18 protein-coding genes are annotated in these 22,957 nt (G+C 68.3%); 8 read left to right on the top strand and 10 right to left on the bottom strand.

Annotated features, from left to right (window positions below; all coding sequences use genetic code 11):
- The coding region (locus G4D83_RS06790) for a hypothetical protein (RefSeq protein WP_163863807.1) at window positions 1-1,215 on the bottom strand (1,215 nt) is incomplete at its 3' end.
- 232 nt (window positions 1,216-1,447) lie between these two features.
- Between G4D83_RS06790 and G4D83_RS06785 the strand changes: the two genes are divergently transcribed.
- Window positions 1,448-2,440: a B-box zinc finger protein gene (locus G4D83_RS06785; RefSeq protein WP_163863806.1), complete on the top strand. Its 993-nt coding sequence runs from the start codon at window positions 1,448-1,450 to the stop codon at window positions 2,438-2,440.
- A gap of 58 nt (window positions 2,441-2,498) precedes the next feature.
- Here G4D83_RS06785 and G4D83_RS06780 read toward each other — a convergent pair whose 3' ends face one another.
- Together G4D83_RS06780 and G4D83_RS06775 are read right to left on the bottom strand one after the other, a co-directional pair.
- Window positions 2,499-3,170, bottom strand: a complete 672-nt coding sequence (locus G4D83_RS06780) for a DsbA family oxidoreductase (RefSeq protein ID WP_163863805.1) — start codon at window positions 3,168-3,170, stop codon at window positions 2,499-2,501.
- A gap of 161 nt (window positions 3,171-3,331) precedes the next feature.
- Entirely contained in the window at window positions 3,332-4,333 is a 1,002-nt protein-coding gene (locus tag G4D83_RS06775) for an ATP-grasp domain-containing protein (RefSeq protein ID WP_163863804.1), read from the bottom strand.
- 78 nt (window positions 4,334-4,411) lie between these two features.
- On the opposite strand from G4D83_RS06775, the gene G4D83_RS06770 reads away from it, so the two are divergent.
- The 7 genes from G4D83_RS06770 to ileS all read left to right on the top strand — a co-directional run bounded on the left by G4D83_RS06770 (window position 4,412) and on the right by ileS (window position 13,719).
- The gene (locus tag G4D83_RS06770) at window positions 4,412-5,845 is read left to right on the top strand and encodes a sigma 54-interacting transcriptional regulator (protein WP_176436176.1); all 1,434 of its coding nucleotides are present in this window, start codon (window positions 4,412-4,414) and stop codon (window positions 5,843-5,845) included.
- 215 nt (window positions 5,846-6,060) lie between these two features.
- Window positions 6,061-6,798, top strand: a complete 738-nt coding sequence (locus G4D83_RS06765) for a TadE/TadG family type IV pilus assembly protein (protein ID WP_176436177.1) — start codon at window positions 6,061-6,063, stop codon at window positions 6,796-6,798.
- Between the two features lie 52 nt (window positions 6,799-6,850).
- A complete protein-coding gene (locus tag G4D83_RS06760; RefSeq protein WP_240356190.1) occupies window positions 6,851-8,467 on the top strand; it encodes a pilus assembly protein TadG-related protein in 1,617 nt (538 codons plus the stop codon).
- Entirely contained in the window at window positions 8,464-9,489 is a 1,026-nt protein-coding gene (locus tag G4D83_RS06755; RefSeq protein ID WP_163863801.1) for a pilus assembly protein, read from the top strand. Before G4D83_RS06760 ends, G4D83_RS06755 begins: the two co-directional genes overlap by 4 nt.
- A gap of 29 nt (window positions 9,490-9,518) precedes the next feature.
- Window positions 9,519-9,851 (top strand): hypothetical protein, encoded by a 333-nt coding sequence (locus G4D83_RS06750; RefSeq protein WP_163863800.1) that lies wholly within the window; start codon window positions 9,519-9,521, stop codon window positions 9,849-9,851.
- A 50-nt stretch (window positions 9,852-9,901) separates the two neighbouring features.
- Window positions 9,902-10,783, top strand: a complete 882-nt coding sequence (locus G4D83_RS06745) for a hypothetical protein (protein WP_163863799.1) — start codon at window positions 9,902-9,904, stop codon at window positions 10,781-10,783.
- Between the two features lie 35 nt (window positions 10,784-10,818).
- Window positions 10,819-13,719 (top strand): isoleucine--tRNA ligase, encoded by a 2,901-nt coding sequence (ileS, locus tag G4D83_RS06740; RefSeq protein WP_163863798.1) that lies wholly within the window; start codon window positions 10,819-10,821, stop codon window positions 13,717-13,719.
- 238 nt (window positions 13,720-13,957) lie between these two features.
- Here ileS and G4D83_RS06735 read toward each other — a convergent pair whose 3' ends face one another.
- The 7 genes from G4D83_RS06735 to G4D83_RS06705 form a co-directional block, all read right to left on the bottom strand.
- Window positions 13,958-14,617 carry a pilus assembly FimT family protein gene (locus G4D83_RS06735; RefSeq protein WP_163863797.1) on the bottom strand — a complete coding sequence of 220 codons (660 nt, stop codon included), beginning with the start codon at window positions 14,615-14,617 and terminating at the stop codon, window positions 13,958-13,960.
- A 2-nt stretch (window positions 14,618-14,619) separates the two neighbouring features.
- The gene (locus G4D83_RS06730; RefSeq protein ID WP_163863796.1) at window positions 14,620-15,837 is read right to left on the bottom strand and encodes a prepilin-type N-terminal cleavage/methylation domain-containing protein; all 1,218 of its coding nucleotides are present in this window, start codon (window positions 15,835-15,837) and stop codon (window positions 14,620-14,622) included.
- Window positions 15,834-16,358 carry a type IV pilus modification PilV family protein gene (locus tag G4D83_RS06725; protein ID WP_163863795.1) on the bottom strand — a complete coding sequence of 175 codons (525 nt, stop codon included), beginning with the start codon at window positions 16,356-16,358 and terminating at the stop codon, window positions 15,834-15,836. Before G4D83_RS06725 ends, G4D83_RS06730 begins: the two co-directional genes overlap by 4 nt.
- On the bottom strand, window positions 16,355-20,602 hold the full coding sequence (locus G4D83_RS06720) for a DUF4114 domain-containing protein (protein ID WP_163863794.1): 4,248 nt from the start codon (window positions 20,600-20,602) through the stop codon (window positions 16,355-16,357). The genes G4D83_RS06725 and G4D83_RS06720 overlap by 4 nt, the downstream gene beginning before the upstream one ends.
- Window positions 20,602-21,081 carry a c-type cytochrome gene (locus G4D83_RS06715; RefSeq protein WP_163863793.1) on the bottom strand — a complete coding sequence of 160 codons (480 nt, stop codon included), beginning with the start codon at window positions 21,079-21,081 and terminating at the stop codon, window positions 20,602-20,604. The genes G4D83_RS06720 and G4D83_RS06715 overlap by 1 nt, the downstream gene beginning before the upstream one ends.
- A 27-nt stretch (window positions 21,082-21,108) precedes the next feature.
- Window positions 21,109-21,837: a hypothetical protein gene (locus G4D83_RS06710; RefSeq protein ID WP_163863792.1), complete on the bottom strand. Its 729-nt coding sequence runs from the start codon at window positions 21,835-21,837 to the stop codon at window positions 21,109-21,111.
- Window positions 21,838-22,067: 230 nt separating this feature from the next.
- On the bottom strand, window positions 22,068-22,784 hold the full coding sequence (locus G4D83_RS06705) for a Mut7-C RNAse domain-containing protein (protein ID WP_163863791.1): 717 nt from the start codon (window positions 22,782-22,784) through the stop codon (window positions 22,068-22,070).
- Between the last annotated feature and the right edge of the window lie 173 nt (window positions 22,785-22,957).

The raw sequence follows: 22,957 nt of genomic DNA, 5'->3' as shown, positions 1-22,957 counted from the left end.
GCTTCCACCACTGCTGCTGCTGCCGCTGCTGCTGCGTCCACCACCGCTGCCCCAGCCGCCGCTGCTGCTCCCGCCACTGCTGCTCCCGCCACTGCTGCTCCCGCCGCCGCTGCTCCCACCGCCGCTGCTCCCGCTGCTGTTGCCACTGCTGCCGCGTCCGCCACCGGTGCCCCAACCGCCGGTGCTCCCGCCGCTGCTGTTTCCACGGTCGCTGTCGTTGTCGCGGTTGCCTCGGCCATAGCCACCACCGGAGCTGCCACCACCGGAGCTGCCACCACCGGAGCTGCCACCACCGGAGCCACTGCCACTCGGAGGCGTACCGCCGTTGTATCCACCACCGGAGCTGCCACCGCCGGAGCTGCCGCCGCCCGAGCTGCCACCGTTGCCATATCCGCCGCCGGAGCTGCCACCACCGGAGCTTCCGCCACCCGGGGTGCCGCCACCGTTGTTGCCGTATCCGCCACCGGAGCTTCCGCCACCCGAGCTGCCCCAGCCGCCGCCGTTGTTGTTGTCGTCGTCATCGCGGTCCCGCCCCTGGCCGCGCCCGGGACGCGAGCCGCCGCGGTCATCATCCCTGTTGCCCCGGCCGTAGCCGCCGCCGTTGTTGCCACCCGAGTTGCCGCCACCGGAGTTGCCCCAGCCGCCGCCGCCGTTGTTGTCCCGGTCATACCGGGAGCCGCCGCGAGGAGGCTGCGTGCCCCAGCCGGTACCGGAAGGAGGAGGCTGGTTGGAGGGGCGGTTGTCGGTGCGAGTCACCGGGGCGCGATAGCCCGGGCGAGACGTGGCCCGGCTGTAGCCGTAGCCCGCGGAGGCCGCGTGGGTCCGGTCATACACGTAGCCGCGGTTGCGCTCCCAGCGGTATGCCCGGCCCGCGTTCGGGTAGTAGTCGTGCGAGTGACGCCCGTGCAGGCCGCAGGACGCCCCGAGCGGATCCACGTGGAAGTCCCAGTACCAGACCAGCGTCGGCCCTCGGTAGTAGTAGACGTCGTCCGTGTAGGTGTACTGCGTCTCGGACGGGCGGTAGCCGTGCGTGTGGACGTGGTCGTACGGGCACCAGCCGCCACCGTCGATGTCCGGAATGGGGTGGTCGCCCGAGAACCGGTAGTCCACCACGGCCACCACGGGGCGGCGGGCGGTGGGACCGTGATAGTGGGCGTAGCAGCCCGTCCCCATCATCAGGGCGAGAGGGATGGCGAGTGCGAGCAGTCGGCGCATGTGACGAGTCTCCCGTGCGAAGGGCACTTCCAGCCAGTGCCTCTTCGCGACCACGGGCTGATGACGGGCGTTCCTGGAGGAAATTCACGCCCGGCTCCTTCTCGCCCGCCTGCCTCCTCTTTAACCGTGCCTGTGCCCTGGTGAACACCGTGCCCGCTGGTGTAGGTGCGGAAGTGCGCGCGACCGGAGCGCCGGGGCCTTCCGGACCCGTCGTGCGAGGAGATGGCCACCCATGTCGGATTCGGATTTCGGTCGAGGGCGGGGGGCGTCGTGCCCGTTGCACCCGGATCACCTCGCGCAGCGGACCTGTACGCGCTGCGGCAACTTCATGTGCGACACGTGCAGCGAGCACGGCGCGCAGGCGCACTGTCCCACCTGTCGCGAGCGCGAGGGCCTGGGCCGCGCCTTCCCATTGGACCGTGGAAACTGGTCCATCGGCGGGTTGGTGGAGGTGTGCTGGGACCGGTTCAAGCGCGAGTGGGTGATGCTCAGCGTGGCCGCCGTCATCTTCTTCGCGGCCTCCATCATGGGCAGCTTCATCTCCCAGATGCTGTCGTTCATCGGCGGCATGGCGGGCAGCACCACCGTCATCGTGCTGACGACCATCGTGGGCACCGTGGCCTCCTATGTGATTCAGGGCATGGTCGGCCTGGGCTTCACCCGCATGTGCCTGGACGTGCTCCAGGGCCAGCGCGCGGACCTGGGACGGATGTTCTCCCAGCTCCCCAAGCTGGTGCCCTACCTGCTCACGATGCTGCTGTCTTTCGCGGTGATTCTCCCCGTCGTCATCCTCTGTGTCGGCGTCGCGCTCGCGGTGTTCGTCGGGATGTCGGGGGTGTCGCTCGCCGAACTGGACTTGGACTCCACGGAGTCGTTCACCAGGGCGGTGACGAACACGTCGCCGCAGGTGTTCCTGGCGACGTTCGCCGTGGGCATCGGGCTCTACATCTTCCCGGGCATGTGGCTCATCATGCCGCTGGTGCTCGTGCAGCCGGCGATCGCCAACGAGGAGGCTCCCGGTCCGGTGGAGACGCTCAAGCGCTGCTTCGCCGCCGCGAAGGGCCAGCGCCTGGGCATGTTCGGCACCATGGCGCTGGGGTGCGTCGGCCTCATGGTGGGCATCATCCTGTGCTGTCTGCCCGTCCTCCCCGCGCTGGGCTTCTTCCAACTGCTGCTCTGCGGCCTGTACCTGTCGCTGAGCAAGGGCGCGGAAGAAGTCTTCTGACGTCGGGTTGCTCATCGGGGCCCGCGAAGGGAAGCGGGCCCCGGTGCGGGACGTCGAGTCAGTGCACCAGTCGCTCGGAGGAACCCGAGCGGGGCGTGGCCACCCGGCCCATGCAGGCCAGGATGTGCTCGCGGTACTCGGTCAGCTCGCGCAGACCGCACAGCATCCACCGCCCGCCGATGACGAGCGTGGGCACGCCGCGCACGCCGCGAATCGCCGCGTCGCGGTGCTCATCCAGGATGAGCCGGCGCGTCTCCTCGGAACGGAACGCGGCGGAGAACTCGTTCATCGCCAGGCCCACGCGCGACGCCAGCTCGAACACCACGTCGGACCGCGACACGTTGACGCCCTGCTCCAGCGCCGCGCGCTGCATGGCTCGCGCGAGGAAGGCCCGCGCTTGCGGTCCCTGCAGTCGCGCGGCCTCCAGAGCGGCCAGTGCCGGCACGCTGCTGCGGGGCGGGTCTCCGCCCAGCCACAGGTCCGTGGACAACAGCGGCGCGGTGGCGTCCGACTCGCGTTGCGCGCGCTGCACTTCTTCCACGAGGCCGCGCTTCTCGCGCTCCGTGGGAAGCACATCGTGCACGCGAAGCGGATAAGGCCTCACGCTCCAGCGGACGGCTTCGCCCAGCTCCTGGCGCAGTACGTCCAGGCGCAGGTCGGCGAGATAGCACCAGGAGCACAGCACATCCTGGTACACGGTGATCTGCAGCGGCTTGTGCAGCGTTTTCATGGGGGGCCGCCAGATTAGAGGCCACGCCGCGCCGCTGCCAACTCCCCATGACACTCGGCCGCTGAATGCATTCCTGTGTTCCTGAGGAGCATGCGAGGTGGCTTTGGCCCAGGCTGCTCGCTTGCTTCACGGCGTGCGAGCAACCTCGAAAGCCCTTCGCGCTACTCGCCGTAGGCCTGTGAACCCCCGGACTTCGAACCGGCGTAAGCCAGCGCGTGGTCGATGATTTCGCCCGCGATGTCGCGGCCCGTGGCGCCCTCCAGTCCCTCGAAGCCGGGGCTGGAGTTGATCTCCATCAACCGGGGTCCGGCGTGCCCCTCCAGCATGTCCACGCCGGCGACCTCCAGGCCGATGATGCTCGCGGCCCGCACCGCGGCTTCCATGTACGCGGGGGGAAGCTCGATTGCCTGCCCTTCACCACCGCGGTGGATGTTGGAGCGGAACTCGCCCTTCTTCGCCTTGCGACGCATCGCGCCCACCACCCGCCTGCCCACCACGAGCGCGCGCACGTCCCGGCCCTCGCTCTCCGCGACGAACTCCTGGAGCACGATTTCCTGCCCCAGGTCCCAGAAGGTGTCGAGGATGGTCTGCACCTCCGGCAGCGTGTGAGCAATCATCACCCCCACGCCCTGCGTGCCCTTGATGAGCTTGATGATGACGGGCAGCCCGCCCACCTCCTCCACCAGCCGGCGCACGTTGCTGCGGTCATGCGCCATCAACGTGCGAGGGATGTCCAGTCCGGAACGCGACAGGAACTGGAGCGCGCGCAGCTTGTCGCGGCTGCGCGCGATGGACGACGGAGGGTTGAGTACTGGAACACCCATCATCTCGAAGTGGTTCACCACCGCCAGCCCATAGGCGGTGATGGACGCGCCGATGCGCGGCACCACGACGTCCACGCCCCGTATCTCCACACCGCGGTACGTCATGCGCGGTGCGCCTTGCGCGAGCAGCAGGCAGCAACGCAGAGTGTCCAGCACCAGCGGCCGGTGGCCCCGCTCCCGAATGGCGGACACCAGCCGGCGTGTCGAATAGAGCGAGCGCTTCCGGGACAAGATGGCCACGGTCTTCTTCACGCGTGAACGACGCGGCGCGGGGCGCTCGGGTGCCGGGGACCCTGGCGTGGCCGGGGCCTTCTTCTGCTGGATTTTTCGGGGAGACATGGGCGGAGCACACGAGCGTAGCATGTACCGCCGGACGGGGCGGGTGACGTGGTTCGCGTTTGCTATCCTCGGACGCAGATGAGCGCGACAGATCCACACCCCGACGACATCCACACCAGCCCCGGAGATGCCGCCGGGTTGGACCTCGCCCACTCCCCATTGCTGGGGGAGACGCTCGTGGTGGACCCGCGGACCACCGTGAAGCTCCACAAGTGCCGGCTCGCCGTGGCCTCCGGGCCGGACACCGGACGCTCCGTCGTCAGCGACAAGGAGCGCCTGCGTTGCGGCGCGCATCCGGGCAATGACCTGGTGCTCGTGGAGGACCGCACCGCCAGCCGCCACCACTTCGAAATCCAGTTCACCGAGCGCGGCTATCTGCTCGTGGATCTGGGCTCCACCAACGGCACGTTCCTGGACGGCCGCAGAATCGAGCGCGCCTATCTCTCACCGGGCTCCCAGATTCGCGCGGGCTCGTCCGTGCTGACCTTCGCGCCGCTGGATGAGGAAGTCACCATCGAGCCGGACCGCGACGGCGAGCTGTGCGGCATGGTCGGCCAGAGCATGAAGATGCGCCAGATATTCGGGCTCATCAAGAAGATCGCCCCGCTCGACGTCTCCGTCATCATCCAGGGCGAGACGGGCACCGGCAAGGAGCTGGTGGCGCGCGCCATCCACGAGCTGTCGGGCCGCGCCAGGTCGCCCATGGAGGTGCTCGACTGCGGCGCCATTCCGCCCAACCTCATCGAGAGCGAGCTGTTCGGCCACGAGAAGGGCGCCTTCACCGGCGCGGTGAGCGGACGCCCCGGCGCCTTCGAGCGCGCCCACGGCGGCACCATCTTCCTGGACGAGCTGGGCGAGCTGCGCCTGGACCTGCAGCCCAAGCTGTTGCGCGTGCTGGAGAACCACGAGGTGCGCCGCGTGGGCGGCAATGAGGTCATCGAGGTCAACTGCCGCGTCATCGCCGCGACGAACCGGGACTTGATGAAGGAGATCCAAGCCGGCAACTTCCGCGAGGACCTCTACTTCCGCCTGTCGGTGATAACGATTCAGCTGCCGCCCCTGCGCCAGCGCCGCGACGACATCCCGCTGATCCTCAAGGGGGCCCTCGCGGATCCGGAGGTCGTCCTCAAGCACGGCAAGAAGCGCTTCTCCCCGGAGTCCATGAGCCTGCTGATGTCCTACGCGTGGCCGGGCAACGTCCGCGAGCTGATGAACGTCCTGTCTCACGTGCTCACGTTCAGCGAGGGCGAAGAAATTCAGCCGGCCAGCCTCCCTCCCCGGGTGCGCGGACAGGCCCGCGAGGGGCCGCTGCCGTTCAACGAGCACCTCTCCTTCAAGGACGCCAAGGAGCAGCTCCTGGAGAACTTCGAGCGGGAGTACGTCACCAGCGTCCTCACCCGCTGCGAGGGAAACCTCTCCCGCGCCGCCCGGGAGAGCGGCCTGCACAGGAAGTCCATCGAGCGGCTGGTGAAGAAATATCAGCTCGACACCAAGGGCATGAAGCCCCGCTGAGCCGGCCCCTGGGGTCGCTCGGGCCCCGGGGGAACCTCGTGACACGCGTGACACACGTGACACACCCCCCGCCCAGGCTGTAGCGTCGCCCGGGCGCTGTCGGTCTCTTTGCGACGGGCAAGTTGACGTATGTCTTCTGGGGAGTAAATCCCTGGAACATGCGTCCTGCCATGAATTCCTACCCTCGAAGGAATGGTGGCCAGTCAGGACAAGCCATGGTGGAGGCGGCGATCACCCTGCCGCTGGTGGTGTTCCTGTTGCTGGGCACGTTGCAGTTGTTCCTGATGCTGCAAGCGCGCGTGCTGGCGCACTACGCCGTATTTCGCGCCACCCGGGCGGGCTCGGTGGCCCATGGCGACTGTGAGCGGATGACCCACTCGGCCATCCTGGCGCTGCTTCCTTCGTTCCACTCGTTCCTGGGCAACTCCGTCGCCACGGGCGTGGTGCAACACGGTGGCGGTAGCAGCGCCCCCGCGCGGCTGGCCGCGGCCTTCGCCGCCCGGCGCGACAACCGCTACTCCAGCGGCCTGGACGGCGTGCACGACGGCGCCATCGTGTGGATTGACCGCCACATCCAGGGCGGCGGCGTCCCGAGCCCGGAGGACCGCGACTTCGACGAGCCGGGCCACCTGCGGCAGCTCGAGGTGCGGATGGTCTACTGGTACCCGATGAAAATCCCGTTCGCCAACTGGGTGATGTCGCGGATGTTCCTCGCCCAGCTCGGCATCGAGGACTACACGGCCACCAACCCCCTGATGGCGGCAGAGCGCAACGCCAACTGGAACCGGGGCGAGTTCACGGACCCCTTCACCCTGAGCGCCGCGCTGCGAGACGAGCTCCAGCGCAGGGTGCGGTTGCAGCAGTACGTCTTCCCCATCGAGACGACCTTCACGATGCGGATGATGACCCCCCTCAAGTCTCGCTTCTTCGCCCAGCCTCACTGCCCCCGGTGAACCGATGAACATCCTCCCTTCTTCTCTCCGCCTCCCCCGGCGCGGACAGACGATGGTGCTCTTCGTCCTCGGCACGTTGCTGGTCGTGCTGATGGTCGTGCTCACGCTCTCCTTCTCCATGAAGGTGCGGGAACGAATCGAGCTGCAGACGGTCGCGGATGCCGCCGCGCACACCAACGCCGTCGCCACGGCGCGCACCTTCAACAACATCGCGGTGCTCAACCGCGTCCAGATTGGCCACGCCGTGGCCCAGGCGGGCGCGCAGAGCATCATCTCCTGGACGACGCTGTACCGCGCCCACCTCAACGCCAGCCGCAGCTCCTTCAGGGGCGCCGAGTGGCCCTACCGGCTGGCCACCATCCTGTGTGCCTGCGCGCCCTTCAATGGCGCCTGTGCGCGCGCGTGCAGGTGTGGCCGCAAGGGCGTGAGTGACTTGAGCGCGCTGCAGCGGGCCTACCAGAACGAGGACCGGCGCATCGACCCCATCTTCCAGGGGGCCGACACGCGCGCCGCGCTCCAGCTCCTGCTGCACCAGACCGCCCAGCTCGCCATCTACGCCGCGCAGCAGAAGACCTTCGGCGACCTGGTGGACAACGTGAAGGACCAGTCCTTCGCGAAGGACATCGCGGATGCCGCGGCGGCCGGGCGGGGGCGCAACGAGTGGCTCACGCCCGGCGGAGTGTCCGTCAACGCGGACGAGCTGGAGGGGGGCCTGGCCTGCTCGGGAGATGGCGCGGCCTGCTCGCTGCCGCTCTCCGTGGCCCACGCCGTCAACGCCGCCATGGGCAGCCGGGGTTTTCGCTTCGTGACGCACCGGCAGTTGGAGCACTACCCGCCGCACATCGTGCGCGTGTTGCTGCTGGCGATGATGACGCGGCAGAGCTTCGCCTTCGCCACGGGCGAGGGCACCGCGTATTTCAACAAGCCCGCCAAGACGCTCAGCATGCAGACCCTGTGGAACCTCCTGCCGCCGTATGCGGCCGCGGTCACCGCGCAGGACGAGGGAGAGGTCGACACCCTCTACATGCACATCCTCAACGGCGGCGGGCTTCCCTGTCCGCTGGTGATGCCGGGGACCACCCAGGAGGCGAAGTCGGAGGTGGTCGCCTCGGGGCTCCAGTTCCGCCACACCTGGACGGGTGGCAACGACCGCATGCCCTTCGTCCACTTCCTGGTGCCTTGCACCGGTGGGCCCTCGAGCTGCCCGGGCATCTGGCCCGCCTTCATCGACTACCACTTCACGGGCGTGACGAACGAGGGCAACAACTTCGCGCAGCCGAAGAACTTCGCGGTGGTGCAGCGGGACATGAGCCAGCGCACGGTGGCGGACCCCTGGAACATCTTCACCCGCTTCCGCTTCGAGCCCTCGGGCCCTGGCACCGAGTTCAACACCCAGGGGCTGCGGATGATGGACGGCACGCCCAACTCGCTCCAGACGGCGCTGTCCACCGGCATCGCCTACTACCACCGGGGCCGCAGCCTGGGCATCAACCACTGGGCGGAGCCGCCCAACCTCCTCAATCCGTACTGGCGCGCCACGCTGGTGGCCCCGGATATCGACCGCAAGGGGTTGGCTGACGCGCGCGAGACGCTGAACAGCGCGGGGGCGAGCGTCGCCGCGGAGACCTTCGACGCCCTGCTGGGCGCGGGCTACCGGGGGATTCAATGAGACACCTGACTCAGTCGCGTCGCCGCGCCCGGGGCTCGGCCGTCCTGGAGGCGGCCATCGGCACCACGCTGATGGTGACGGTCATCGCCTTCGGCATCCACTTCGCGGAGGTGGGCTACCTGTCGCTGAAGGTGCAGGAGTCCGCCATCTCCGCGCTGTGGAACGGCACCCACCGGCAGATGCACTCCATCCCCTTGGACTACGACAAGGCGAAGGACTCGATGCGGGACGCGGCCCGCGACGCGGAGCGCCGGTACGCGGACTTCAATGGCCTGTCCCACATCAACAACGCGCCCGGCATCACCCAGGCCTTCACGGCGGGCGCGGACCTCTCCGTGCGCTGTGACATGGGCGGCGACCCTGAGTGGGAAGGGACCATCCCCACGCAGGTGACGTATCGCGACCAGGGCGCCGCGCGCTGCGGTGCGCAGGCGACGCTGAGCGCCTTCCGCTTCCCCACGTCCTTCCTGGACCAGGGCGCGGGCGGGCTCTACCAGCAGCCCCACGCGGATACGCGCTTCTCCAGCATGCGGGTGTGCTCGGTGGGCCGCGCGGTGGGCGGAACCTGCGCCGGCAGCTTCTCCATGCTGGTGGATGACTGGGGACTGGCCGGGGGCAGCCCCATCAGCGAGGTCCTCACCTGTCAGCTCCCGTTCGGGCAGATGCCGTACGAGATGAATCCCCCCATCTACCTGCCCATCCCCTGCGCCAACCTGCCTTTCTACAGCGCGGTGTATGGCACCTACCTGCCCACCGCCATCGTCATCCCCTACATGGCGGACTCGATGCCGCTGGCCGTGCTTCAATTCCCCGCGCCCATCAACTCGCGCTACTTCTTCATGAGCGCGCCGGGTGAGGAGCTGAACATGATGCAGATTCCCACCCTGGACCAGTGGAAGGGCTCCGGGCTGTTCCCCACCACGCCGGGTGCGCTGGTGGGTGTCTCCTCCGCGACGTATGGCTATGCCTACACGCAGCGGCGGCCCCTCAATGGATGTTTCCTCGGCAAGTCCTGCAACTAGCTGTGTTTGACGACACGGATGGGTTTCTCATGAAGACGACACGCGCCTCGCTTCCCTTCCTCGTGGTGGGTCTGCTCCTCGGAGCGTTGGTGGGAAGCGCGCCCGCGCTGGCCGACCGCGCGGAATGTGAGGCCTCCTGCGCCTCCAAGGGCAGCGAGAGCCTGCAGGGCTGCATGGAGCGCTGTCCCACGCCCACGGGCAGCGTCACCGGAAACAAGGCCGGTGAGTTCCAGTCCTGCGCCACGCGCTGCACGGACAAGTACAAGAAGGCCTTCGAGGTCTGCTCCAGCCGGTGCCCGAAGGACGGCCCCAGCGGGAAGAAGAAGGCGGAGTCGGTTCCGGACCCGGACGAAGCGCAGTGAGGACGTAGGGTGGGTGAAGTCCCGCGGCGACGTGGAAGACGAGGTCGGTCATGAAGGCGCTGTTGGTGTTGCTGATGCTGGGAGCGGGAGCCGAGTCGGCCCCGCCGGCGCCGAAGGCCGGTGCTCCGTCGAAGTCGAAAGCCGCAAGCCCCAAGCCGAAGGCCGCCACGCCGCCGCCCGCGCCGTCCGCGCCACTGTCGGCCACGCCGCTGTCCGCCTATCTGCCGAGCGAGGAGGACGAGGAGGCCGCCGCGCTCCCGCAGCCGTCGCTCTCGTCGCTGCCGCCGGACATGAAGGTGCCGCCCATCTACCGTCAGCCCTTCGTCTGGGACGTGCCCCGGACGTTGGACATCGTCGAAATGCCGGGAGTGATGCTCGCGGATGGCATTCCGGTGCGGCTCAAGGCCGTGCGCAGCGCGGACAAGGCGGAGTTCCTCATCCAGCACATGGTGGACCGGTGGATTGAGTGGGGGCTCTACCTTCCCCCCCCCGAGCACCAGCCGCAGACGTTGCGCGAGGCGACGCTCACCGCCGTGGACCCCGAGCGACTCATCACCTACACCGTCATCGTCCAGCCGAATCCGGATGGCACGACGACGCTCTATCTGGGCGAGGCCAACATGTCGCGGCCGCCCCAGACCGTGTCCTCCGTGGCGCCGTTGATGGCGGGCGCAGAAGGGGTGCTGACCAGCGAGCTGGAGGTGATGCGTTCGGTCAACTACACGGTGAAGGCGAAGGAGGCGGAGGTGGAGGCCTTCTATCGCGTGGAGCTGGGCAAGCTGGGCTTCAAGCAGGCGGAGCCCCGCCGCTTCCGTTCCCAGACGGAGGAGGTGGAGCTGGTGCTGCAGACTCCCAAGACGGGGACGACGTCGGTCGCGGTGCTGCGCCGCACGCTCGGTCCAGAGGATGCCGCGAAGCCCGCGGGTGATTGAAGCGCTGCACCGAGCGTGTTACGGGCGCTGTCGACATGAGCGACACGCCCACCCAGGACAAGGACTTCAAGGACTCGGTCAACCTGCCGCGCACGGAGTTCCCGATGAAGGGGAACCTGGCGCAGCTCGAGCCGAGGATGCTCGGCTGGTGGGCGGAGCGGGGCATCTGGGGAAAGATTCTGGAGAAGAACGCCGCCGGTGAGCCCTTCGTGCTGCCGGACGGCCCGCCCTACGCCAACGGCCACCTCCACGCCGGCCACGCGCTCAACAAGGTCCTCAAGGACATCGTGGTGAAGTACCGCAACCTGGTGGGCCGCCATTGCGACTTCATCCCCGGCTGGGACACGCACGGCCTGCCGATTGAACAGGCCGTGGAGAAGCGGCTGAAGGACAAGAAGGTGGACAAGCGCACCCTGTCGCGCGACGCCTTCCTGGAGCAGTGCCGCGCGTACGCGCTGGAGTTCATCGACATCCAGAAGGCGGAGTTCCAGCGGCTGGGCGTGTTCGGCTCGTGGGACGCGCCCTACAAGACGCTCGACTTCGCCTATGAGGCGCAGGAAATCCGCGAGCTGGCCGTCTTCGCGCGCCGGGGCATGCTCTACCGCCGCAAGAAGCCCGTGTACTGGTGTCTGTATGACCAGACAGCGCTGGCGGAGGCGGAAGTCGAATACGAGGAGCACGAGTCCCCGTCCGTGTACGTGGCCTTCGCGGCCGGAGCTGAAATCGCCGAGCGGGTGCCGGCGCTGAAGGGCAAGGACGTCGCCTTCGCCATCTGGACGACGACGCCGTGGACGCTGCCGGCCAACCTGGCCATCGCCGTCAACCCGGAGCTGGAGTACGTCTTCTACCAACTGGGCTCGCGCGTCATCTGCGTGGCCAAGGACCTGTTGCCCAAGGTGCTGGCGGAGGTGAAGGCGGACGAGCTGGCGGTGAAGCACGTGGAGCTGCCGGGCGGCGAGGTGTCCGCGGCGGCGCTGGTGGACCCGTCGCGAATCCTGGCGTACGCGCAGGGGACGGAGCTGGAGCACCTGACGTATCAGCACCCGTTCTACGAGCGCCGGGGCCGCATCGTCCTGGGCGAGCACGTGACGCTGGATGCCGGTACGGGCCTGGTGCACACGGCGCCGGGGCATGGCCAGGAGGACTACGAGGTCGGCCTGCGCTACGGGCTGGACATCTACAACCCGGTGCGTCCGGACGGCCGCTACGACGACACGGTGGGCGAGGCGCTCACGGGCAAGCGCGTGTTCGAGGCGAACCCGCTCGTCATCGCCGTCCTCGTGGAGAAGGGCGCGTTGTTGAACGACGCGAAGGACACGGTGGCGCACAGCTATCCGCACTGCTGGCGTTGCCACAACCCCATCATCCTGAGCGCGACGTACCAGTGGTTCATCCCCATGGACGTGCCGTTCCACGGGGAGAAGACGTTCCGTCAGGAGGTGCTGGCGGAGGTGGACAAGGTGAAGTGGGTGCCCTCGTGGGGGCACAGCCGCATCCGGGGCATGTTGGAGACGCGGCCGGACTGGACCATCAGCCGTCAGCGCACGTGGGGCGTGCCCATCTGCATCGCGTACTGCGAGGGCTGTGACGAGTCGCTCGTGTCGCCGGAGCTGATGGAGAAGGTGGCGGCCCAGGTCGAGAAGGAAGGCGTGGGCGTGTGGTACCGCACGCCGGTGAAGGACTTCCTTCCCGAGGGCTTCAAGTGCTCGCGCTGCGGGCATGGGGAGTTCCGCCGCGAGACGGACATCCTCGACGTGTGGTTCGACTCGGCGTGCATGTTCTCCGCGGTGCTGGAGCGCAGGCAGCGGATTCCGGCGGACCTCTTCCTGGAGGGCAGCGACCAGCACCGGGGCTGGTTCCACTCGTCCATGCTGGTGGCGGTGGGGACTCGCGACATGTCGCCCTACAAGGCGTGCCTCACGCACGGCTTCGTGGTGGACGGCAAGGGCGAGAAGATGTCGAAGAGCCTGGGCAACGTGGTGGCGCCCGAGAAAATCATCCAGCAGTACGGCGCGGAGGTGCTGCGCCTGTGGGTGGCGGCGAGCGACTACCGCAACGACGTGCGCCTGTCGGACCAGATTCTCAAGGGCCTGTCGGAGGGCTACCGGAAGATTCGCAACACGGTGCGCTACGCGCTGAGCAATCTGTATGACTTCGACCCGGCGCCGCACTCGGTGCCGTACGAAGAGCTGCTGCCGTTGGACCAGTGGGCGCTGGGCCGGCTGTCGGAAGTCGTCACGCGCGTGAAGCAGGCGTACGAGGACTACGAGTTCCACCTCGTCTACGCGACGGTGGTGGACTTCTGCGCGGGTGACTTGTCGGCGGTGTACTTCGACATCCTGAAGGACCGCCTCTACACGTGGCGCACGGATGGGAAGGCGCGGCGGGGCGCGCAGACGGTGCTGCACGAGGTGGCCTCCGTGCTGCTGCGGCTCCTGTCGCCGGTGATGAGCTTCACCGCCGAGGAGGCGTGGGGCTTCCTGCCGGGCAAGGCGACGGAGAGCGTGTTCCTGGCGGGCTTCCCGGCGGCGCGCGCGAAGCTGGAGCCGGCGCTGGCGGAGCGCTACGCGAAGCTGTTCGCGCTGCGCGAGGCGGTGCAGGGCGTGCTGGAGGCGGCGCGCCGCGAGAAGCGGATTGGCGCGTCACTGGAGGCGCGGGTGCTGTTGATGGCGTCGGCTCCGGTGCGGGAGTTCCTGAAGGCGCACCTGGACGAGCTGCCGGGCCTCTTCATCACCAGCCAGGTGGAGCTGGTGGACGCGGAGGGAATCGACGCGACGTCGCTGGACGTGACGCGCGTGTTCGGCGACGGCGCGAAGGTGCTGGCCGAGGTGAAGCCGGCGCTGGGCCACAAGTGCCCGCGCTGCTGGACGTACTCGGAAGCAGTGGGGCAGGGCGGCGACGTGTGCCTCAAGTGCCGCGAGGCGCTGGCCGCGTAGTCCCCCTGTCCGGAAGTCCCACGGGCTCGCATCTCCAACGAGGTGCGAGCCCTTCGTGTCTCCGGCGCTCCGAGGCTCCGGCGGCCAAGGCTCGACATGGGCTCGGCCGCCGCATCGCCCAGGTGCTTCGTGGGGGCGAAAGAAACGGGCCCGAACTCCGTGAGGAGATTCAGGCCCGTGGGCACTTCCAGGTGTTCCAGAGGGTGAATCGGTGGGCTTCACCCGCCGGGAGGCCAGCTCAGGGAGGCGTCGTGCACTCGGGCACGGGCCGGTCCTCGGCGCGCTTGGAGTCGCAGTCCAGCAGCGACGCCAGCCCGGTGAGGGGCTCCACCATCAGCAGGCTGCGGGGGCGGCCGGATTCGGCGTTGAATGTGAGCCGCAGGTTGCCCGGGGCCGCGGCGGCGAGCGCCGCCGTGTTGTCGAGCTGGCCCTGCATACAGCCCAGGTTTCCGGGCCGCACCGCGCGGCCCATGCCGGGCAGGTAGCAGAGCCCGTGCACCGAGGACGCATTCATCGTGTCGGGGATGACGACGTCGGGCCCCGTCTCCGAGCAACAGGCCGCGTTGGCGCGGCAGGTGGCGTTGAGGCAGGCGGGCTGGGGACAGGTGTTGTTGTCCCATTCATTGCCACACGTCAGCCGCTCCCACCGGGCCACCGTCCGCCGCGAGCCGTCCGGCTGCACGATGTTGGGCTCCACGACGATTCGCACCGGCTGGTTGGTGGCGATGGCACGCTGACGTGCCCGCAGCGCGGAGGACCACAGCTCCCGCGTCGCGGCCGACTCACGCTGCCCGTCGATGGGCGTCTGGATGCCCATCAGCGCCATGGACAGCATCAGCCCCACCACGGCCAGCGCGATCATCAACTCCAACAGCGTCATTCCACGTTCGCGCATCATGCTCACGTCCCCGCCGGAGCGGGCTGCAGCCCGGCCGACACGAAGTTCCGGGGCGCCACGCGGAGGGTATAGGTCCGCCGCTTGAAGCCGTCCTGAGGGAAGCCATCCTTGTCCAGCACGTTGATGGTCGCCGGGTCCACCACGGACCGGTCCGAGCGCGGCGTCCGGATGATCAGCGTGATTTCCACCTCGCGCACCCGCTGGCGCAGCCGCGCGCGCAGGTCCGTGTCGTTGGCGACCGCGGCCTCCACTGGCGTCATCACGTCCACCGTGCAGGTCGTGGCGCCGCTGGTGGTGCACTGGTCGATGGGCGTGCCGGAGGTCAGGCTGGTGGGGAACCAGCGGTAGCCATTGTTCGGTTGGGTCAGGTCGATGACGGCGTAGCGGACCTGCATCCGCTCCACGTCCCGACTCACCACCGCCCAGTTGGTCGCGCCCGGGGCCAGGTACTCCAGCGCGGGGCTCCCGCCCGCCCAGTTCACCCGGTAGGCCGCGCCCACGGTGCGCATCATGGTCCACCCCTGCTCGGTCCACATGGTGGCCCCGGCATCCGCGCAGTCGCCGGTGGTCGTATCGGCGGTGCCATGGCCAGGCGTCGCCGTCACCCGAGCCTCGGCGGGAGGCGGGTTGTTCTGAATCGAGGTCAGCCGGAAGTGACAGGCCAGGGCACCCCGGGTCGGGTTGCCGACGATGATGGGAGTCGACGACGGACCGCCCGAGGGCAGCAGCGTCGTCGGGGCATTCCCGGGCGTGCACAACTGGCCGCCATTGCGGACGGGGTTGGTACCTCCTCCGCACGCGGTGAGCGTCAGCATGCTGCGCGGGTCCCCCCAGTAGAGCTGCAGCACATCCGAGGCCATGTCGACGTACGGCGTGCCCGCGGGCGGGAGCGAGAAGCTCAGGTCCGCCGCGAAAGGCGCCGCCCCCACCTGCATGTCCCGCCTGGTCCAGCTCATGATGGCGAAGCGCTGGTCGCCCTCCGAGAACTGGATGGGGGAGTTGCCCATGCCGATGCCGGCGCGCTGCACGTCCAGGGTGAGCAGGTCCTTCACCGCCCGCCCCGTCACCTGCGCCACCATCGTCTGTTCCTCGAAGAGGGCACGCCGCTGCATCTGCATGCCCACCACCAGGCCGATGCCGAGCACCACGACGCCAATGGCGCTGGAGATCATCACCTCCAGCAGCGTGAAGCCGCCCTGGGAACGAAGCGTCCTGCTCATGGCGCCATCCTCGTCTGGAGGACCACGACCTGGCGTCCCGTGCGTCCCGGCTCCACCCAGCTCACCGACACGCGGACATTGGCGATGTTGCCGGACGTGCCCGCCGCGCCACCCAGGTCCCTGTTCACGGGAGGGAACCCGGCGGCGCCATCCTCGATGGAGCCCACGAGCACCGGACTGTCGACGTCCACCGCCACCTCGTACTGGCGAGCCACGTCACCGGCGGGCGCGGCGGTCTTCAGCTCCCCTCCGGCCGTCTGCCACAGGGAGGTGCGCTGACCATCCAGGGGGATGAGGTTGGCGCACGGAGGCGTGGCCGAGCAGCCCATGCCGGAGATGTTCTCCAGCGTCCGCTCGGCGATGAGCTGCGCCTGCGTGGCGGTGAGGGTGCGCCGGTTGGACGCGCTGATTTGCGTCACCAGCGTCATCACCGCCGCGATGCCCACGAGCATCACGGCCATGGTGGCGAGCACCTCCAGGAGCGTGACGCCCCTGGAGGCCTTGAACCGCGGGGAAATCATCGAGGCAGCCTTCCATCCGGAATGGGGTCGTACACGAGCACGCGCGAGCGGGTCTCTCCCCCGTTGGCCGCGCCGTTGTTCCATTTGTCGTCACCCACCATCATCATCTGGCCCGTCGCGGACAGGATGAAGGCGTGCTGGTCATGCACCACCGGCGCGCTGACGCCATGGCCGCCAATCTCCACGCTCGTCTGACTCGGCTTGCCGGTGCCGGCGTCCGGCATCTGCGACGTCGTGTAGAGCCTGCCGCTCGAGTCCTCGCTCAGATTGCAGACGTCGGCGGCCGCGCCCACGGCGGTGGTCGTGAAGACCTGGTCATCGCTGAGCGACACGCCACCCCACACCGTCTGGCCAGGGTCCAGCGGGGACACCCAGAGCGGCTCCAGCAAATCACACGGCTCGGAGCCGTCGGGGTTCGGGTCTTCGAACGCCATCAGGTGGTAGCGGTAGTTCTCCTTGTTGGCGGGACCGTCGCCAATCTCGTCCGGATTGTCGCTGGTGCCGAAGTAGAAGCGGACCAGGGGCTTGGAGCCGTCACGCACCACCTTCACGGCGATGTTGGAGTGGATCTGCTGGAAGTGGGTGGTACCGGCGGGGTTGCTCGCCGCATCGCGGTGCGTGGAGGCCGCCATCGGCGCGCTGGCCACCCGGCACGTCTTGACCTGACGGCCCATGTCCCGGTTCGTCTCCACCGAGTCCAGGTTGATGCGGTACACGCTGCCGGCCGTGGTGGGCACGTACATGACGTCGTAGTTGCCGTCGCGGTTGAGGTCCACCATCGCGGTGGCGCCCGCGACTCCGGAGCCCTCATCCAGGGTGATGACGCCCGCGTAGCGACCCGCGGGGGTGGCGCCCTTCTTCAGCGGCGTGCCCGTGCTCATGTCCAGCAGGTACAGCGTGCCGGAGCGGTCGGCCGCGGGCTTGTAGTCCGTGCCCACGACGGCCGTCCATCGACCGTCCGTCTCGTCGCCCCACTTGATGCGGACCACGGAGGGCGCATGACGCGAGCCGGAGTTGTCCGGCAACAGCACGTCCGCGTCGTCATCGGCCGCGTCCGAGAACGCGTCGAAGAGGGCGGTGTTCCTCAGGTCGAACTCCCACAGCGGCGTCGGGTACGTGGCCGTGCCGGGATTGGTGATGTCGAGCGCGAAGACGGCGGGGCTCGACCTGCCGGACGCGGAGACGAGCACCGTCCGGGCGCCCTTCAGCGGACGCGCCGTCACCGTGGTGCCGGTGGCGGGCGTCCACTTGGCGGCCAGGCCACCGAAGTCCACGTTGGTGATGGTGGGCGAGGCATCCATCTGTGGCTTGGGCTTGTCGCCCGCGCCCGCGTACTTGGCGTACAGGTAGCGGTAGCGGTCCAGCAGGATGCGCGGCATGTACGCGAACTTCTCGTCACCCGAGCCGTACTGGCGCGGGGCGACAGGGTCGATACAGGCCGCGCCCGCGTGCTTGAAGTAGCCGCGCAGCTGGATGTCGTCCGTGCACTCGTCCTTGCCCTCGACGCGGAACTCGCCGGACTCGAAGCCGTGCATGAAGCCGTTCATCGTCCCCACGTAGGCGATGGAAGGACGCGCGGCCAGCGGGGTCATGAAGTTGCGGCGGTACAGGTCGCGCTCGGCGGGCAGCGCGCCCATCGCCCACGAGTCCAGGTACGGCGGCACGGCCACGGCCACCGTGGACAGGTTGATGCCACCCATGGCCCACGGGCGCTTCACGTTGGTGGCCCCCGGCAACTGGTGGTCCTCCCATCCGTAGAGCCACTCGCGGAAGACGTTCCGGTCGTTGTTGGCCGTGGTGTTCACCTTGGACGGAGGGGCGGTGATGGTGGGCGTGCCGCACTTGCCGTCGCCGTTCATGTCGTAGAGGGGCTTGCCCGCGACCTGCTCGTCACAGAGCGTGTCGGGGAAGAGGACGCTGAACCTCGACGCGGGGCCCACCATGTCGTCTTCGAGGTTGGCCCGGGTGCCGTCCGCCTTCGTCGTGTAGATCTTGCGGTTGAGCGGGTCCCCACCTCCACGGAAGCTCATGGCCATCACCTTGCCGGCATCCCAGCGCTCGACGACATTGGTGACGGTGGTGTCCTCGGGGTCATAGAGCGAGCGGAAGTACAGCCGGCCGCGCACCGAGTAGTCCTTGCGGTTGTCGTAGGTGCGCTCGGTGGCCTCGGGCATTCCTTTGCCCGGCCAGTTCTTGCCCCAGTCGCTGCCCGGCGTCTCGTTCACGCCCCAGATGATGGCGTTGCCCACCGTGGACGGCGACGAGCGCGAGTAGCTGCCGGCACGCACGGCCTGGTAGCCCACGTTGACGTTGTCGACGACGGGGACGCACCGGTCATCCGGGCTGGTGATGTCCACCTTCCAGCACAGCTGCGAGCCGGTGAAGCCCAGCTCCAGCAGGTCCAGCTCCTTCGTGTTGGCGTCGCCCGCGTCGAAGCGCACGGGAATCCAGGTGCGGTTCTCGTTCTTCTTGCGGACGTACGAGCCGTTCTCGAACACGACGGTGTGGCAGTCCACCGCCACCGAGTACTGGATGGTGGGCGCGGGCCTGCCCGGCAGCGAGCATGCTCCCGGCGTCACTTCCGTCCAGCACGGAGGGTTGCCGCACGTGCCGGAGTAGGGCGCGAAGTCGTCGTAGCGCGAGAAGCGCACCTTGGTGATGACGAAGTCCTCCGCGTCGCTCAGGTCGATTTCGCCCGTGAGGCTGCCGGAGCGGAAGGTGCCGCCGTTCTGCTTGTTGATGACGAACACCACGTCGTTGAAGTCGCGGTCGCCGCCGCCTGGAAGGTCCTCGAAGCCCAGAATCCAGCGGAACTCGTCCGTGGACGGCGCACCCACGATGACGTGTGGCATGGGGTTTCGGTTGGTGCCGGTGGGACGAGGAATACTCACCGCCTCCTTGGGCATCACCAGGTTGCCGTAGGTGGCCTGAGTCCTCAGACGCAGCAGCGTGTCGTCGGTCAGCCAGCCGCACAGCTTGCGGCTGTTGTCCGCCAGCATGCACTGGCCGGCCGCGGTGGCCGCGGGGTTCTCGGCGGCGCAGTTCTCCGCGTAGTCGCAGCCGATGTTTCGCTCGGCCACCACCGAGTTGGCCAGGGAGTTCTGGTCCATGTTCCAGGCCGACTTGGAGAAGAAGACGTTGATGGGCGTGCGCAGGTGCAGCAGGCACTTGCCGGCGTTGTCCTGCTTCAGGCAGGGATAGACGGTGCCCTCGTTCGGACCATGGTTGGAGTCGTAGTAGACGATGAGGAAGAAGACGATTTCCTTCTGGCCCTTGATGAGTCCCAGGTCGACGGTGCGGTCATTGATGTCAATGACGTTGTCAGCGCCCGCGCGCAGGATGCCCCGGTTGTCATAGGCGGTGACGTTGTAGTCGGGAATTCCGTCGTCGTATTCGTCGACATCCTTGATGGTCGACATGTCTCCCCAGGTCGCCTTTTGGTCGTCGTCATCCGCGAGCAGGAAGACCATCTGCCCGATGCCCTTGTTGCCGTTCTCGTCGTCCCGAGGCTCCAGCAGGTTGGGGATGTGCGGGAACAAGCCCTTGTCGGAGAACTGGGTGGCGCTGGCGTTGGTGTTTCCTCGCATCTGGCCCACGATATCCGTGTCGATATGGGTGGAGCCACCACCCGGGCGGGCGTCTGCGAGTCCGTTGGTCCCGGTGACGCGCACCCAGGTGGAGCCGCAGTTGCGCATGGCGATGGCCGGCTCGGTGTACGTCTCGCCGCCGGAGGTGAAGGACACCGGCGTGCACCGACGGTCTCCGGCCTTGCCCACGTAGGGGCGGGCCTTGGTGCCGGTGGTGGGAGCCAGGTTGAAGAGGTCTTCGTGCAGGTCGAAGATGCCGTTGTTGTTGGCGTCCAGCAGCTCGCCCTGCGCGGTCGTGTAGCCCGCCTTGAACGCGTCCTCCAGGTACATGTACCCGAGCGCGTGCGAGGCGCCTGCGGACTCGAACACGTAGCTGATGGTGACGCGCTGGTCGTAGGGGAACTTGATGACCTCGGAGTTCAGCATCTCCGGAGGCAGGAGCCGGAGGTTCGACGTGTCGGGCGAGTGGCGCCCGCTGCTCGTCATCTCGATGCTCGGGTTCTCCGACTCCGCCTGGCTGTCGTATTCGGCGTTGCTGAACCCGTCCTGCTTGTCCTTGGACAGGTTGTCTTCGCAGAGGTTGGCGACGTTCTGCGCGGCCGCGAGCGGGGCCGTCAGCAGGCAGAGCACTGCGAGGGCGCGGTGAAGGGTTCTCATCACTTCTTCCCCTGGGAAGGACGGGCGGATTCAAGCGCCTCGCGGCGCTGCTTCGCGCGGCGGGCGGTGAGGTCTTTCTCGAGCTGCTGACGGAGCTGCTCTTCGCGAGACAGCGGAGGCGGTCGCGAGCTGGTCTTCAGATAGGACACCAGCGCGTCCATCTCGGTGGGCTGCATCCCGCGCGTGTCGCAGCGGGTGTCCTTCCTGCTCTCGCTGGGCGCGGCAATCCAGGTGCGCAGCCCCTCGCTGGAGGTCTCCTTCACCTTGGGGCCCAGCTCCACGCGGCGCTCCTCCGGGGAGCGCACCGGCACCTTGATGCGCGGGCCGCCGTTCTTCTGGGCCGTCAGAGCACTCTTCGTGGGCTGAGGGGTGAGGGTGTGACAGCTCGCGCAGGCCTTCTGGAATGCGCTCTGTCCTTCGGCGTTCGCCGCGGCGAAGCCGGGCAGCAACAGGAGCGCGACAAGTGAAAGGCGTTTCATGGGGAGACTCGCGGGACAGCGAGGGAATCAGGGCGTGTTGGGGAGGGTCCGGATGGGCACATTCGCGGGCGCGCCTGTGTCCTGCGTATTGTTGTAGGTGTTGTCGGCGCCGCAGCCGCTCTGGGTGCAGCCGGGGCCCACGGCGATGGCGCCGGTCTGGTTGACGATGAGCGCCTGGACGATGGCCCGCGTGGGGCGTCCATCCCGGCTGAGCACCTCGCCCACGGCCGCCACCCAGATGCGACCGTTGACGTCGACCGTGGGCTGGTTGTCGTCGAGGTCGTCGCGCACGAAGACGCGGTAGCGGACGTTGTTCTGCTCGGGGTAGTCGACGTAGGGGTCACCCAGCGCACTGGCCTTCTCGGCGGCCGGCATGGAGGCCGGGGCCAGGCGCAGGTAGTTCCAGGGGTCGCCCGGAGTGGCGGGGAGCAGCTCCATCCAGGGAGGATTCGCGCCCGCCAGGCCCGGCTCCGTGACGGTGGCGCCCCCCGCGACCAGGGCGGCGAGCACGACGTTGTAGCGCTCGTCGATGGCCGGCGTGCGGATGCGCATCGCCTCGCGCCCTTCCGCCAGCCCCGCCTCCGCCGCGAAGAACGCTTCCTTCTGCCGGCGCGCGTCGGACTGGGTGTCCGCTTCGCGGCCCACCACCCGGTAGCTCAGCATCACCGCCATCGTCACGACCACGACGACGCCGAGCGCGACGAGGAGCGTGAAGCCCCGGGCGGCTCGGTTCCGGGGGAGGTTTCGGTGCGCCATCTGAGGAACTCCTGTGCGCGCCGCTCGGGGGAAAGCGACGGAAGTGTCGCCAACTCAGCAACTCACGTGCCCAAAAGGGCAGGTCGGCAACCCCCTGAAATCGTTCCTGTGCGGGCTAGACCGGAGAGGGGATGGGTCCATTGCGACCTCGCAAAAGATGCAAGGCTACGTACTTTTGCGTAGTCGAGGGGTTCACGGCGGGAGCAACCGGGCAGGCGCGACGGCCCGCGTCACCCGGGCTCCTGCTCCAATGCACGCAGCCGGTTCACCAGGGCCTGCATTCGCTCCTGGTGCGAGCCCGGCCAGAAGACCCGGCGGCAGTCGGGACATTGTTGGAACCGCGAGTACCGCTCCGCCACACCTTCGGGGACGCGGCCCGCCACCTCATGAGGTTCCGCGGGACTCAGGGAGGCGTTGCAGGCGATGCACCGGGAGAACGGCTTCATCCGGGCCGTGAGCCCATAGCGCCGCACCACCTCCACCAACTGCTCCGCGGGGTCCGTCTCACGAGGGAAGTAGCCCAGGACGACCTCACCGCGCTTGAGCACGCCGATATCGCGCGTCAGCACGACGCGCTGCTCGGTGCTGGAGATTCGCGCCAGCTCTTCATCCGCGAAGTCGTTGCGCCAGAGCGTGTCGAAGCCGAGCATCCGCAGGAAGCCCGACAGCCGTCCCAGCCCCACGTCGAGCACGAAGCGAGGCATGCCCTCCACGTGCTGGAGCGCCGGCCAGGCCTCCACCCGCGAGCCAGGCGTCACCCGGTGCGAGAGGCCCACGGGCTCGTCGTTGACGTGCACCCGGTCCATTTCGGGGTGGGGCGGTCCGAGCGACTCGATGAGGTCCTTGACCGACGGCGAGCCCAGGGGCGTCACCTGCAACGCCTCCAGCTCGCGCTTCTCTGGAGAGAGGAAGTCCTTCAGTCGGCCATGGAGTCGGACAGTCACCACTGGAGGCTCTGGGTTCCGCCGCGAAGGTGCCGAGGTCGCGACCGAGAGGGTTGGGAAGATGTCGCCCAGGTTTCACTGCTGTAAATGTTCGATTTGGCGGTAAGTAGCGGGACTGAGGCCCGGGTCGTCTTCTATACTCCCGCCCCCGTCCGCTTGCCGGTGCCGACGGTCGA

It is taken from the genome of Myxococcus eversor (assembly GCF_010894455.1).
Lineage (GTDB): Bacteria > Myxococcota > Myxococcia > Myxococcales > Myxococcaceae > Myxococcus > Myxococcus eversor.
This window is presented reverse-complemented; position numbering and strand designations above follow the sequence as displayed.